The sequence below is a fragment of the Micropruina sp. genome, from assembly GCF_047606365.1.
In the GTDB taxonomy this organism is placed as follows: Bacteria; Actinomycetota; Actinomycetes; order Propionibacteriales; family Propionibacteriaceae; genus Micropruina.
In genome coordinates, this window is sequence record NZ_JASGEN010000150.1 from 1 (window position 1) to 12901 (window position 12901).

The 12901-nt window shown below is 70.1% G+C and carries 13 protein-coding genes and 2 rRNA genes; 1 reads left to right on the top strand and 14 read right to left on the bottom strand.

All coding sequences use genetic code 11. The annotated features are described in order from the left end of the window. Window positions 1–248 precede the first annotated feature (248 nt). Window positions 249–821 carry a DUF305 domain-containing protein gene (locus QM624_RS17130; RefSeq protein WP_415094022.1) on the top strand — a complete coding sequence of 191 codons (573 nt, stop codon included), beginning with the start codon at window positions 249–251 and terminating at the stop codon, window positions 819–821. 6 nt (window positions 822–827) lie between these two features. On the opposite strand, the gene xerD is transcribed toward QM624_RS17130, so the two are convergent. From xerD to QM624_RS17200, 14 genes are all read right to left on the bottom strand, one after another. Continuing rightward, window positions 828–1769: a site-specific tyrosine recombinase XerD gene (gene xerD / locus QM624_RS17135; RefSeq protein ID WP_415094024.1), complete on the bottom strand. Its 942-nt coding sequence runs from the start codon at window positions 1767–1769 to the stop codon at window positions 828–830. A 4-nt stretch (window positions 1770–1773) separates the two neighbouring features. Next, window positions 1774–2457: an NUDIX domain-containing protein gene (locus QM624_RS17140; protein WP_415094026.1), complete on the bottom strand. Its 684-nt coding sequence runs from the start codon at window positions 2455–2457 to the stop codon at window positions 1774–1776. Beyond that, the gene (locus QM624_RS17145; protein ID WP_415094028.1) at window positions 2457–4118 is read right to left on the bottom strand and encodes a CTP synthase; all 1662 of its coding nucleotides are present in this window, start codon (window positions 4116–4118) and stop codon (window positions 2457–2459) included. The genes QM624_RS17140 and QM624_RS17145 overlap by 1 nt, the downstream gene beginning before the upstream one ends. Window positions 4119–4179: 61 nt before the next feature. Further along, the gene (recN, locus tag QM624_RS17150) at window positions 4180–5859 is read right to left on the bottom strand and encodes a DNA repair protein RecN (protein WP_415094030.1); all 1680 of its coding nucleotides are present in this window, start codon (window positions 5857–5859) and stop codon (window positions 4180–4182) included. After that, window positions 5849–6763 carry an NAD kinase gene (locus tag QM624_RS17155; RefSeq protein ID WP_415094032.1) on the bottom strand — a complete coding sequence of 305 codons (915 nt, stop codon included), beginning with the start codon at window positions 6761–6763 and terminating at the stop codon, window positions 5849–5851. Before QM624_RS17155 ends, recN begins: the two co-directional genes overlap by 11 nt. 10 nt (window positions 6764–6773) lie before the next feature. Beyond that, window positions 6774–7520, bottom strand: a complete 747-nt coding sequence (locus tag QM624_RS17160) for a TlyA family RNA methyltransferase (RefSeq protein ID WP_415094034.1) — start codon at window positions 7518–7520, stop codon at window positions 6774–6776. Continuing rightward, window positions 7520–7687: a hypothetical protein gene (locus QM624_RS17165; protein WP_298129099.1), complete on the bottom strand. Its 168-nt coding sequence runs from the start codon at window positions 7685–7687 to the stop codon at window positions 7520–7522. Before QM624_RS17165 ends, QM624_RS17160 begins: the two co-directional genes overlap by 1 nt. A 10-nt stretch (window positions 7688–7697) precedes the next feature. After that, window positions 7698–8327 carry an energy-coupling factor transporter transmembrane component T family protein gene (locus QM624_RS17170; RefSeq protein ID WP_415094036.1) on the bottom strand — a complete coding sequence of 210 codons (630 nt, stop codon included), beginning with the start codon at window positions 8325–8327 and terminating at the stop codon, window positions 7698–7700. Continuing rightward, the gene (locus QM624_RS17175) at window positions 8324–9016 is read right to left on the bottom strand and encodes an energy-coupling factor ABC transporter ATP-binding protein (protein WP_415094038.1); all 693 of its coding nucleotides are present in this window, start codon (window positions 9014–9016) and stop codon (window positions 8324–8326) included. The genes QM624_RS17170 and QM624_RS17175 overlap by 4 nt, the downstream gene beginning before the upstream one ends. 1 nt (window position 9017) lies before the next feature. Then, window positions 9018–9599 (bottom strand): biotin transporter BioY, encoded by a 582-nt coding sequence (locus QM624_RS17180; RefSeq protein WP_415094040.1) that lies wholly within the window; start codon window positions 9597–9599, stop codon window positions 9018–9020. A 112-nt stretch (window positions 9600–9711) separates the two neighbouring features. Continuing rightward, window positions 9712–10707 carry an HAD-IIA family hydrolase gene (locus tag QM624_RS17185; protein WP_415094042.1) on the bottom strand — a complete coding sequence of 332 codons (996 nt, stop codon included), beginning with the start codon at window positions 10705–10707 and terminating at the stop codon, window positions 9712–9714. Further along, on the bottom strand, window positions 10704–11489 hold the full coding sequence (locus QM624_RS17190; protein WP_415094072.1) for a hypothetical protein: 786 nt from the start codon (window positions 11487–11489) through the stop codon (window positions 10704–10706). Before QM624_RS17190 ends, QM624_RS17185 begins: the two co-directional genes overlap by 4 nt. Before the next feature lie 1117 nt (window positions 11490–12606). After that, window positions 12607–12723 (bottom strand): 5S ribosomal RNA (gene rrf / locus QM624_RS17195). Between the two features lie 77 nt (window positions 12724–12800). After that, window positions 12801–12901, bottom strand: a 23S ribosomal RNA gene (locus tag QM624_RS17200); the annotation flags it as partial.

Consider the following 12901-nt stretch of genomic DNA (forward strand, 5'->3'; position numbering starts at 1 on the left):
ACACTCCGCCATCGGCTACATCAGCCCGCTACAGTACGAGCACCACCTGGCCCGACAGGTCACCCAGACGGCCCCGAAAGCCGCCTGACCAAACAACCACCTGTCCGGATTCCGGGGTCAACCTCACCCTACCAACAAGCCCTCGACCAGCACCTATGGGACCGCGACCACAAAGAGGACACCGACGATCCCTGACGAACTATCGCGATCACCTGCGGCGTATACCCATGGGGGGTATAGTCCTTCGCATGAAGAACCTCGCTCGTATTGCACTCCCCCTTGCCGCCGGCCTTGCCCTGGTCGGCTGCCAATCCCCCGCCGCGACCCCCAGCTCCACCCCGTCGGCGTCGGCGAGCGCGTCGAGCGCCGCCAACGCGGCCGATGTGATGTTCACCCAGATGATGATCCCGCACCACGAGCAGGCCGTGGTGATGAGCGACGCCATGCTGGCCAAGCAGGGCATCTCGGCCGAGGTCACCACGCTCGCCACCCAGATCAAGAACGCCCAGCAGCCTGAGATCGATCAGATGCGCGGCTGGCTGAAGGCCTGGGGCGCCTCCGACCACGGGGATCATCACGGCCACACCGGCATGGACGGCATGTTGAGCGAGCAGGAGTTGAGTGCCCTCAAGGCCGCCCAGGGCAAGGAGGCCGAGAAGCTGTTCCTGACCGGCATGATCCAGCACCACGAGGGCGCGGTCGCAATGGCCAAGGAGGTCCAGGCGAAGGGCTCCGACCCTGAGGTGAAGAAGCTCGCCGACGCGATCATCACCAGCCAGCAGGCCGAGATCGATCAGATGAAGAAGCTGCTGAACGGCTGAGTGGGGTCAGCGGGCACGCGGATGCGCGGCCAGGAACACCTCACGCAGATGCTCGACGGTGACCAGGGTGTAGATCTGTGTCGTCGCCACGGACGCATGCCCGAGTAGTTCCTGCACCACCCGGACGTCGGCGCCGCCGTCCAGCAGGTGGGTGGCGAACGAGTGCCGCATGGTGTGCGGACCGATCTCGGCGGTGATTCCGGCCCGCTCCGCCTGCTCGCGCAGCACCGCCCAGGCCGATTGCCGGCTGAGCCGGGCGCCCCGGGTGTTCACGAACAGCGCCGGGGTGCTCCCCCGGGCACCCTCCAGCATCGCCGGACGCCCACGCACCAGCCAGGCGTCCAGGGCGGCACGGGCATACGAGCCGACCGGCACGATGCGCTCTTTGCGACCCTTGCCGAACAGCCGTAGCGCCGCGTCCGGATCGTGGGTGAGCACCGAGACGTCATCCACGTCGAGCGAGACCAGTTCGGTGATCCGCGCACCGGTGCCGTACAGCAGTTCCAGCAGCGCGGCGTCCCGCAAACCGATCGGGGTATCCAGGTCGGGGGCGGCCAGCAGCGCCTGCACCTGGTCGATCGACAGCGCCTTCGGCAACCGGCGTCCGGATTTCGGCGGCGACACCCCCGCCGCGGGGTTGTCGGGCACCGCACCGTCCTCGACGGCGAAGCGGTGCAGCGACTTCACCGCGCTCAGCGCCCGGGCCACGCTGCTGGGCGCCAGTGCCGGACGCTCAGCATCGCCGGTGTGCAGAGCCGCGGCGAAGGCCGTCACGTCGGCCTCGGTCACCACCGACAGGTCGGTCACCCCACGTTTGGCCAGGAAATCCGCATAGCGGGCCAAATCGCGCCGGTAGCCGGCCACAGTGTGCGCGGAGGCACCACGCTCGACGGTCAGGTGGTCGAGGAACGAGCCGACCGCCCGCGGCAGCGCCTCCTGCCCGGCCATCGGCTCAGGCCAGTCCGGCGATCGCCTCGAGGTGCCGGGTCCGGGCCTCACGCGCCGGCCACGGGCTGTCCGCAGGGCGCAGCGAATCCAGCCGCCCACCCAGCCGCGCGGCTTCCAGGGCGAGCGCTCCGGCCACCACCGTCGGACTCTGCACCCGTCCGGCGTAGATGCCGTCCAGCAGGTCGGCCAACGGCACCAGGCAGATCTCCATGTCGAGTTCCTCGTGCTCGACCACGAAGCCGTCTGGACGGGGCACGTCGCGCAACCCACGGGCCAGGAAGAACCGAATCGATTCGGAGTTGCAGCCGGGCGAGGTGAACATGTCGATCAACAGCCGCCAGTCATCGGCGGCCAGCATCGCCTCTTCGGCGAGTTCACGCTGCGCGGCGGCCAGCCAGGATTCGCCGTCCGCGTCCAGCAGCCCGGCGGGCGGCTCGATCAGCTGGAAGCCGACCGGGTGCCGGTACTGCCGCACCACGACCACCCGGTCCGCCTCGTCGAGCGCGATCACCGCGACCGCACCGGGATGCAGCAGATACTGGCGGTGCATCTCGGCGCCGTCAGGGGTGGCGACCACGTCATCGACATAGTCGGAGACGGCACCCTCGCCGAGCACCTGGTGCGACCGGATCGGCCACTCGGTGGGAACGTCGACAGCCTCACCCGGCCCGAGCAGCCGCGCCGACATCAGGCCTCCTCGACCGGCAGCCGAGCCGACAGCTTCCGCCGCAGTGCCGCGGCGACAAGCCCGGCGAACAGCGGGTGCGGCTTGGTGGGACGCGACTTCAACTCAGGGTGGGCCTGGGTGGCGACGAAGAACGGGTGCCGCTCGGGATCGAACTCGACGAACTCGACGAGCGTCGAGTCCGGCGAGGTGCCGACGATGCGCAGCCCCGCGGCCTCCAACTCGTCGCGGTAGGCGTTGTTCACCTCGTAGCGGTGCCGGTGCCGCTCGGACACCCGGGTGCTGCCGTACAGCCGTGCCACCAGCGAGCCCTTGACCAGGTCGGCCGGGTAGGCACCGAGCCGCATGGTGGCGCCCAGTTGACCCTCGCCCGAGACGTGCGCGACCTGCTCGGCCATCGTCGCCACGACCGGCGCCTGGGTGTCCGGCTCGAACTCGGTCGATGCCGCATCTTCCAGCCCGCACAGGTCGCGGGCCACCTCGATCACCATGCACTGCAGACCCAGGCACAGGCCGAGGGTCGGGATCTGGTTCTCGCGGGCGTACTTCAGCGCACCCAGCTTGCCCTCGACGCCGCGGATGCCGAAACCGCCCGGCACCACGATGCCGTCCAGGTCGCCCAGCTGCTCGGCGGCACCGGCCGGCGTCTCGCACGAGTCGGACGCGATCCAGCGCACGTTCACCTTGGCGCGGTTGGCGAAACCACCCGCGCGGAGCGCCTCGGAGACGCTCAGGTAGGCGTCCGGCAGGTCGATGTACTTGCCGACCAGCCCGATCGTGACCTCCTCCTTGGGGTGGTGCACGCGGTCGAGGAGGTCGTCCCACTTCTTCCACCGGACGTCGCGGAAGCTGACCCCGAGCCGGCGGACGACGTAGGCGTCCAGGCCCTCGTTGTGCAGCACCTTCGGAATGTCGTAGATGGACGGGGCGTCCGCGCAGGAGACCACGGCCTCCTCGTCCACGTCGCACATCAGCGAGATCTTGCGCTTCACGCCGTCCGGGATCTCCCGGTTCGAGCGGCAGACGATCGCGTCCGGCTGGATGCCGACCTGACGCAACGCAGCCACCGAATGCTGGGTCGGCTTGGTCTTCAACTCACCGGACGGCCCCAGGTACGGCACCAGCGAGACGTGCAGGAAGAAGACGTTCTCCCGTCCGACATCGCGGCGCACCTGACGGGCCGCCTCCAGGAACGGCAACGACTCGATGTCGCCCACGGTGCCACCGATCTCGTGGATCACCACGTCCACGTCACGAGTCGCCATGGACAGCATCTCGTCCTTGATCTCGTTCGTGATGTGCGGGATCACCTGGACGGTGTCGCCGAGGAAGTCGCCGCGGCGCTCCTTGGCGATCACGTTGGAGTAGACCTTGCCGGTGGTCACGTTCGCATCGGCGTTCAGGTTGACGTCGAGGAAGCGCTCGTAGTGACCGATGTCGAGATCGGTCTCCGCGCCGTCCTCGGTGACGAACACCTCACCGTGCTGGAAAGGGTTCATGGTGCCCGGATCGACGTTCAGGTACGGATCGAGCTTCTGCATCGTGACCCGTAGCCCGCGGGCCACTAATAGACTGCCGAGGCTTGAGGCGGTGAGGCCTTTGCCCAGCGAGGAGGCAACGCCTCCGGTGACGAAAATGTGCTTGGTACTGGTGCCGTTCCCCACGGGATTCCACCATATAGGTGCAGACGCCGCCCCGGCGAACCGGCACGCGCGTCGCGCGAACTCAGTGCCCGGCAGCCGCCAGTAGTTCGGCGGCGTGCGCGTGGGCGTTCACGGAGCCCTCCAGGCCGGCCATCATCCGGGCCAACTCATCGAGCCGGGCGGCGCCGTCGACCCGGTTGATGCCGCTGGTGGTGACCTGGCCGTCGCTGGCCTTGGCCACTACGAAGTGGTCGTCGGCGAACGCCGCTACCTGGGCGAGGTGGGTGACCACGATGACCTGGGCGTGTTCGGCGAGCCGGGACAGCCGGCGTCCGATCTCCAACGCGACGGCACCACCCACGCCGGCGTCCACCTCGTCGAAGACGAAGGTCTGCCCGGTCGCTCCCCCGGCCAGCACCACTTCGAGCGCCAGCCGCACCCGGGACAGCTCACCACCGGACGCCGCCTTGGCCAGCGGCGCCGGACTTGAGCCGGGGTTGGCGGTGAACATCAGGGTCACCTGGTCGGCACCGTGCGGACCCACCGCAGCCGGGGTCAGCTCGAACTCGATCCGGGCGTGCGGCATCGCCAGCGCGCTCAGTTCGCCCTTGACCCGCGCGGCGAGCACGGCGGCCGCCTCGGAGCGTGCCGCGGTGATGGCCGCCGAGGTCTGTGCCAGCTCCTCGTCCAAGACCGCGATCCGCTGTTGCAGTTCGGCGATCCGGTCGTCGCCTGCTTCGAGGTCCCGGGCGCGTTCAGCGGCGTCCGCGGCCCATTGCAGCACCTCGGCCACCGAGGCGCCGTACTTGCGGGTCAGCTGCTGCAGCGCGGCGCGACGTTCCGCGATCCACTCCAGCCGGGCCGGTTCGGCCTCCAACCGGTCGGCATAGCTGGCCAGCTCGGACGCCACATCCGCGGCGAGCACGGACGCCTCGGCGAGCCGCGCGGCGAGCGGCACCAATTCGGGGTCATCGGCGACGGCACCCTCGAGACTCTTTCGGGCCGCCGCCAGCAGGCCCAGCACGGTGGGTGCGTCGTCCCAGGCCTCGGGGTCGCCGCTGAGCGCCAGCCCGGCTCCGTGCGCGGCCAGTCGCAGTTCGTCGACGGCCTGCAGCCGTTGTGCCTCCGCGCCCAGCGCCACGTCCTCGTCGGGTTGCGGATCGACCTGCTTGATCTCGTTGAGTCCGAAGGTGAGCAGGTCGAGTTCACGGGCCCGCTCGCGTGCCGCGCCGGTGAGCTCTTCGACCTCGGACGCCGCGGCTCGCCGTTCGGCGTAGGCGGCCGCGTGCCGTTCGAGCAGGACGGCGTGCTCGGCGCCGGCGAACCGGTCCAGCACCTCCCGCTGCCGATCGGCGGTGCCGAGCCGGATCTGCTCGGATTGACCATGGATGGTGGCCCAGCGGGTGACGATGTCGGCGGCGGTTCCCAGCGGCACAGCGACACCGCCGAGCAGCGCCCGGGAGCGCGTCCGGCCCACCTGACGGGCGACCAGCAGTTCGCCGTCCTCGACCTCGGCACCCAGCTCGGCCAACTCGTCCGCCGTCGCGCCGTCGATGGTCCAGACGCCCTCCACCACGCAGCGGGTGGCCCCGTGCCGGACCAGGCCGCTGTCGGCCCGGCCGCCCAGCAGCAGGGACAAGCCGGTGACCACCATCGTCTTGCCGGCACCGGTCTCACCGGTCACCGCGGTGAACCCCGGGCCGGGCTCCAGCACCGCTTCGGCGATCACCCCGAGGTCGGCGATACGCAGCTCAGTCAGCATGGTTGTTGCGCTCCGCGACTCCGCGCCAGCCGTCCACGGGCAGCGCGAATTTGCGGACCAGTCGCTCGACGAACGGACGCTCGGTGATGCGGGCCAGCCGCAGCCGATGCTCGCCCACCTCGGCGGTGACGACCATCCCGCCGGAGATGTCGGTGGTGCGGCGTCCGTCGCACCAGACCACCGCCTGGGTCTCATTGCCCGGCAGGATCTCCACCGACACCGTCGAGTGCGGCCCGATCACCATCGGACGGCTGAACAGCGCGTGCGCGGACAGCGGCACCACCAGCAGGGCGTCGATGTCGGGCCACAGCACCGGGCCGTTCGCCGAGAAGGCGTAGGCGGTCGATCCGGTCGGCGTGGAGAGCAGCACGCCGTCGGTGCCCCAGCGGGACAACGCCCGGCCGTCGACCCGGACCAGCACCTCGATCATCCGTTCCCGGGCGAGCTTCTCGATGGACACCTCGTTGATCGCGAACGAGCGCCACACCTCGGCGCCGTCGCGGTCGGTGATGACGGTGTCGATCGTCATCCGCTCCTCAACGGTGTAGTTGCGCTCGACCACATGGCTGATCAGGGACCCGGCCTCGTGCGACTCGAGTTCGGCCAGGAAGCCGACATGCCCCAGGTTGACGCCGAGCACCGGCAGGTCGAGCGGCAGCGCCCATTCCGCGGCCCGCAGAATGCTGCCGTCACCGCCGAACACCACGACCAGCTCGCTGAGCCGCTCGGTCTCGGGGGTGAGCGCTCTCACCTGGCCCGCGGACTGCAAGGTGTCGAAGTGTTCCTCGGCGAGCAGGCAGGTGATGTCGTGAGCGGTCATGCCCGCGATGAATCCGGACGCCGCACTCAACGCTGCTGACCTGCCGCCGTGCAGGGCCACGGTGACGAAGCGACTGGTTCCCACGACGCTCACCCTATCCGTGGCCACCCTCATCCACCGGGCGTCCACGCAGCAGCAGGAACCACTCGACATTTCCGGACGCTCCGACGGTGCGGCTGACCCCGCGCCACGCCTCCGGCCAGCCCAGCCGCCGCGCCTGCTGCGCCACCTCGTCCACGCAGCGTTGCCGTACCTGTTCGTCGCGGACAACGCCGCGGGCATCCAGTCCGCCCCGGCCGACTTCGAACTGCGGTTTCACCAGCAGCAGCGCGGCCCCGTCCGGCTTCAGGACGGCGAGCAGCGGGCCGAGCAGCAGCTTCAGCGAGATGAACGACACGTCGCCGACGATCAGATCGACCGGTTGCCCGTCCAGGTCGTCGAGGCTCAACTCGCGCAGGTTGAGGCCTTCGCGCACCACGACCCGTGGGTCATCCCGGACCGGTGCCGCCAACTGCCCGTGCCCGACATCGATCGCATACACCCGCTCGGCACCGCGTTCGAGCGCGACCTGGGTGAATCCTCCGGTCGACGCGCCGGCATCCAGCACCCGTCCGCTCACCGCCAGACCGCTGTCGCTCAGGGCGCCGAGCAGCTTGTGGGCGGCCCGCGACACGTAGTGGTCGGCTGCGGAGATCTCGATCCGGTCACCGTCGGCAACGGTCGCGGCCGGCTTGTTCACCGGACGCCCGTTGACCCGGACGCCGCCGGAACGCACTGCCTCGGACGCCTGACCCCGCGACCGTGCCAGGCCACGCCGGACGAGTGCCTGGTCGAGACGCATCAGCGCCCGGACGGCTGCGGGCTCGGGTTGAGGACGTCCTGCAGCACCTGGTGGACCCGTTGGATCTCGTCCGCATGCTGCTCCACCGGGCCGCTCAGGTCGAGTTCGGCCAGCGCCGCGTCGACCCTCGGGTGACCGGTCACGGGCGGCGCGTCGGGGGTACTCACGGCGAGCATCCTAGTGCGGGCGGTGCCGGCTGCCCTCGCCCAGACCTCGCGCGGCCAGGGCGTCACCGGTCGCCTGGGCGAAACCCACCGCGCGCACCACCACCGGCGACAACCGGGCCAGCCAATGCCGTTCCAGCCCACGGGCGCGCGCGGCGTCCCGGACGTCGTAGAAGGCACCGGTGAGGAACGGGATGCTGCGCAGCATGATGCCCACGGTCAGACCCAGCCGCTCACCGTCGACGAACGGCAGACGGTCGGCACCGCGGACCAGGGCGTCGATCAGCACCGACGCGGGTGTGGTGCACACGATCAGCCGGGCCGCCAGTACCGCGACCAGCACGTTGCCGGCGACGACGAATGCCGCCGCCGGCTGCCCGACCAGTAGCTGGAAGGCCGCCAGCACGACCAGCAGCACCACCAGCGACCACGGAACGGCCAGCGTCACCCGCGCCGGCAGCCGGGTGGTGGCCAGGCAGGCCAAGGTCACCAGCAGGCTGACCGCGGTGACTTCGGGTTGCTGCCAGACCAGCGCCACCAGGGTGAGGGTCAGCACGACCAGGTACTTCCAGCCGACCCCGAGCCGATGCCACGGCGAGGTGCCGGGACGATAGCTGCCGAACAGCGTGGACGCCGATCTCATGCCATCAGCCGGCGGTAGTGGGCGGTGACTTCCTCGGGTGTGCCGTCGGCGACGATCCGGCCGCCGTCCACCAGCAGCACCCGTTCGGATCGGGCGGCCAGTTCCAGGTCATGGGTGGCGACGATCACCTGGTGCGGCAGTTCGGCCAGCAGGTTCGCCACTGTGTTGCGGTTGCGCAGATCGAGCAGTGTGGTGGGCTCGTCACAGACCAGCACCGACGGCTCCACGGCGAGCACGCTGACCAGCGCCGCGAGTTGACGTTCTCCCCCGGACAGGTCGTAGACGCTGTGGTCGGCGACCTCGGCCAGCCCATACCGCGCCAGCCAGTCCAGGGCCAGCGCCCGCCGTTCCGCCCGGTTCCGGACGCGGGACCGCAGGCTGAGCTCGACGTCGTCGGCCGGGGTCGGCAACACCAGCTGACTGAGCGGATCGGTGAAGGTGAAACCCACCAGCCTGCGCACGGTGGACGCGGCGGTGCGGGTGTCGTGGCCGTCGACGAGGACGGCACCCTCGCTGGGCAGCACCAGCCCGTTCAGCAGCCGCAGCAGGGTGGACTTGCCCGACCCGTTGGCACCGATCAGGGCGATCCGCCGTTGGTCGAGTACGAGGTCGATGCCGTCGAGCAGCACCGCAGGCCCGGAGGGACCGCCGGCCGGAGCCCGAACGACAACCCCGGTGAGGGTGATCACGTCAGGCGGCGACCGGTGCTCGGGCCGCCAGCAGAGCCGGGAACGCCTTGTGGACGGCAACCGCTATCGCTGCGGCGACCAGGTTCTTCACCACGTCGCCCGGCCAGAACACCAGGTCGGTGGCGATCGCGGCGTTCACGCCCATCTTCGCCACCACCATCAGTCCCAGGATCCCGGCGGGGTGGACGATCAGCACCGACGCCCCGAAGCCCGAAAGGAACAACCACAGGAAGCGTGCCCGCCGCTCGGGACCGGCCAGCCAACGCGCGAACGCACCGGCGAGCAGGGCGGCGATCGGGAAGCTCAGCAGATAGCCGATGCTCGGCTTGCCCAGGACGCCCAGCCCGCCGGTGCCACCGGCGAACACGGGCAGTCCGGCGAAGCCGACCAACAGGTAGAGGGTGGCGGCGGCGAAGCCGCGCCAGGGGCCCAGCACCAGCCCGGACAGGATCACGGCGAGCGTCTGCAGGGTGATCGGCACCGGTCCGACCGGAACCCCGGGCACCACCGAGAACACCGCGATGAGCGCGGCGAAGACGGCGATCAGGGCGAGATCGGTGGTGGGTTGCTTGCCGGCTGACACGGTAGCTCCTCGGTCGTCGGGACCGCCGTTACCGCGGTCCCTCGCAGGATAGCGCCGACCGCGCAGGCATTCTTGCGGCACGTCAAATGCCCACGCCCCGGACGCGGATTCGTCAGTGCAACTGGTCGAGCTTCGCGAGCGAGTCGGCGGGGTCGGCGTCGGTGGCCCAGGACAGGTTCGCCAGCGCCCAGAGCGCGTCCAGCTGACCTGCCTGCGTCGCAAGATCACCGTCGAGCTGGATCCGGCCGTCATGGAGTTGCGCCCGCGCCGCGCCGCAACGCCAGGAGTGCCCCTCCTGGGTGGCGACGCGGGCCGGCTCCAGCAGGGCCCGCAGATCGGCACCGATGTAGTTCGGACGGTCACCAAGACCGGCGGCCAGCAGGTCGTGCTTGCCGTGCGCACCGGTGAACACCAGCAGCGACTTCATTCCGGCACGGTTGGCACCCATGATGTCGGTGTCGATCCGGTCGCCGACGAAGATCGGCCGCTCGGCGCCGGTGTGGCTGACCGCGAAATCCAGCATCGGTGCATGCGGCTTGCCGAACACGATCGGCTTGCGCGGCCGCACCGTCATGCCGACCACCGCCAGTTGCGCACCGAGACCGGCCACCAAGCCGCGATCGGTCGGACGGGTGGCGTCGTCGTTGGTGGCGTACCAGGTGGCACCACGCTGCACCGCGATCCCGGCCTCATCCAGCAACGCCCAGGGAATGTTCGGGCTGTAGCCCTGCACCACGGCGTCCGGGTTGTCGTCGGCGCTGTCGGTGGTCCGGAAGCCGACCTCGACCAGCAGGTCGACCAGGTTCTGGGTGCCGGCCACCAGGATCAGGCTGCCCGCGGTCAGGGTTTCGGCGAGCACCCCGGCCGCGACCTGGGCGCTGGTGATCAGGTCGTCCGGGCCGGCGACGAAACCGAGGCTGTTCAGATGCTCAGCCACCACGGCCGCGCTGCGGGCGGCGTTGTTGGTGACGAACATCACCCGGGCACCGGACGCCGTGACGTCCCGGATGCCCTCCACCGCACCGGGCACCGCGATCGGCCCGAGGTAGATCACGCCGTCGAGGTCGAAGAAGGCGACATCGTGGGCGTCGATGATGGGGGCGGTCATCGGGTCTCCTCATCCTCAGTGTCCGCGGTTTCCGCGGTGTCGTCATCCGCGGTGTCATCATCTTCGGAGTCATCGAATTCGATGGTGACGCCGTGCAGTTCGGCGAGTGCGTCGGCAGCCCCGGTCTCGTTCTCAGGGTCGAGCCGGACAGCCGCCGCGAACCACTGCTCGGCGCCGGCGGTGTCACCGGACGCCCCGAGCAGCTCGGCGTAGTAGTAGCGCAGCCGCGCGCGGGCGTTCTTGGGGCCTCGCGCACCGATCAGTTCGATCTCCTGACGCAGCAGTCGGACCGCCTCATCCTGCTGGCCGAGCGCGCTTCGGGCGCCTGCCTCGACGAGCTTGAGCTCGACCCGACCGGCCACCGAGTTGGCACTCTCCAAGCCTTCCCGGACGAGCCGCAACGCCGCCTGGTGCCGGCCGAGTCCGCGCTCGCAGTCGGCCATCACCGCCAGGAACTCGGCGCTGCCGGTCATCCGCCGCAGTGCGCGGAACTCGTTCAGTGCCGCCGCGTACTCACCCGCGGCGTAGGCGGTGGTGGCTGCAGCCTCCCGCACCACGGGCAGCCTGGCGGCCCGACGCCTGGCGGCCTCGGCGTGCGCATAGGCCAGGGCCGGGTCGACGTCGATCAACTCCGCGGCCGCCGCGAGATGCGCGGCCACCGTCTCGGCACGCTCCGGGCTCAACCCCCGCAGCTCGGCCTTCACACCGCGCGACAACAACTCCAGGTTCACCTCGGTGGGTGTCTCCGGTTCGTCGGGCCGGGGCTCCAGCCCCGGATGCAAGGGTTCTCTTTCCTGCTCTTCGGCATCGCGTCGCGGCCGGACGTCTCTGCCCCGCTCACCGCGTGGGGCACCGGCCCCCGGGCCGCGACGGGGTGGCCCGTCCTGGCCGCGTGCGCCCCGCCCCTCGCTCGATCGAGCTGAGCGGTCGTCCCCGTAGTATCGCCGCTCCGGGCGCTCTGCGCGGTCTCGGTCGTCGCGGCGCTCATTGCCGTAGCGACTCGAACCAGCACCCCGGTCGTCGCTCCGCTGAAAGCGCCCTGACCCCGACCGGTCATCCCCGGAGTATCGCCGCTCCGGACGCCCTGCACGGTCTCGGTCGTCGGTTCGCTGATAGGGCCGCGACCCCGACCCACGACGATCGGTGCCGCCCTCGTAACGGCTTCGTCCTCTATCCGCGCTTCTTCCGTCTCCGGCCTCGCGCCGTTCGCCCGCGGGCCGCCACTCTTCTCGGCGGTCCCCATCTCGGCGACGCCGATCCGCGTTCGCGCCTCCGCCGCCTCCGGCGCCCCGTCCGCGTGCGTAGCCGCCCGCCGGACTCCGGTCCCCGTTACGCGGTCGCCCTCGTCCGCCGTCGCTCGTCGCTGGCCGTCGTCCCTCGGTCGAGCGTGGCCGCTCGCCGCTCCACTCAGAGGACCTCGAACCGCCTGGACGGTCGCGCTCCGGTCCACGATCGGCGCCCTCGCCCCTACCGCAGTATGTCTTGTCCCGGTCCTGGTAGCGGCCGCGAGAGCTCGAGCCGCTCTTCGCAGCGTCTCGCCCGTCGCTCCTGCCGCGTCCGCCCCCGGAGTTGCCAGCCGAGTTCCGGCCTTCGCCGCCACGATCTGACTTCCAGTTGCGGTCTCCGCGCGGGGCGCTGTCGCCGCCTCGGGGTCCGCCGCCACTGCGGGAGCCTCCCCGGGCCCCGCCGGCACGGTCGCTTCGGCCTGCGCCCTGATTACCGCGATAGCCGCCGCTCTTACCCGCGCGGTCGCCGCGCCGATCCGGCTCGCGCCGTCCCTGGCCGCCGGCCGAATGCTGCTGATTGGTCACCCGTCCAAGTTTGCCTTGGGTGTTGTGGGGTATGCAAAACACCCCCGTGGGAGTCAAACATGTTGACTGCCACGGGGGTGTTTTGAATGTCCGGCGACGTCCTAGTCTCCCACAGGGTCCCCCCTGCAGTACCATCGGCGCTGAGCAGCTTAGCTTCCGGGTTCGGAATGGAGCCGGGCGTTTCCCGCTCGCCATGATCACCGTAACTCTATGGAGTTTTACGTATCGGACTTCCCGACCGTTACTCGGGAACCGCACAGTGGACGCGTAACATCTTTGTAGAAAAACAAGCCCTCGGCCTATTAGTATCGGTCAGCTCCATGCATTGCTGCACTTCCACATCCGACCTATCAACCCGGTGGTCTTCCGGGGGCCTTACCAGA

What these genes read in the sequence shown, in the direction of transcription:
- QM624_RS17130 (WP_415094022.1), top strand. Translation starts at nt 249, where the DNA reads ATGAAGAACCTCGCTCGTATTGCACTCCCCCTTGCCGCCGGCCTTGCC.
- recN (WP_415094030.1), bottom strand. Translation starts at nt 5,859, where the DNA reads ATGCTGACTGAGCTGCGTATCGCCGACCTCGGGGTGATCGCCGAAGCG.
- QM624_RS17170 (WP_415094036.1), bottom strand. Translation starts at nt 8,327, where the DNA reads ATGAGATCGGCGTCCACGCTGTTCGGCAGCTATCGTCCCGGCACCTCG.
- QM624_RS17160 (WP_415094034.1), bottom strand. Translation starts at nt 7,520, where the DNA reads ATGCGTCTCGACCAGGCACTCGTCCGGCGTGGCCTGGCACGGTCGCGG.
- xerD (WP_415094024.1), bottom strand. Translation starts at nt 1,769, where the DNA reads ATGGCCGGGCAGGAGGCGCTGCCGCGGGCGGTCGGCTCGTTCCTCGAC.
- QM624_RS17140 (WP_415094026.1), bottom strand. Translation starts at nt 2,457, where the DNA reads ATGTCGGCGCGGCTGCTCGGGCCGGGTGAGGCTGTCGACGTTCCCACC.
- QM624_RS17185 (WP_415094042.1), bottom strand. Translation starts at nt 10,707, where the DNA reads ATGACCGCCCCCATCATCGACGCCCACGATGTCGCCTTCTTCGACCTC.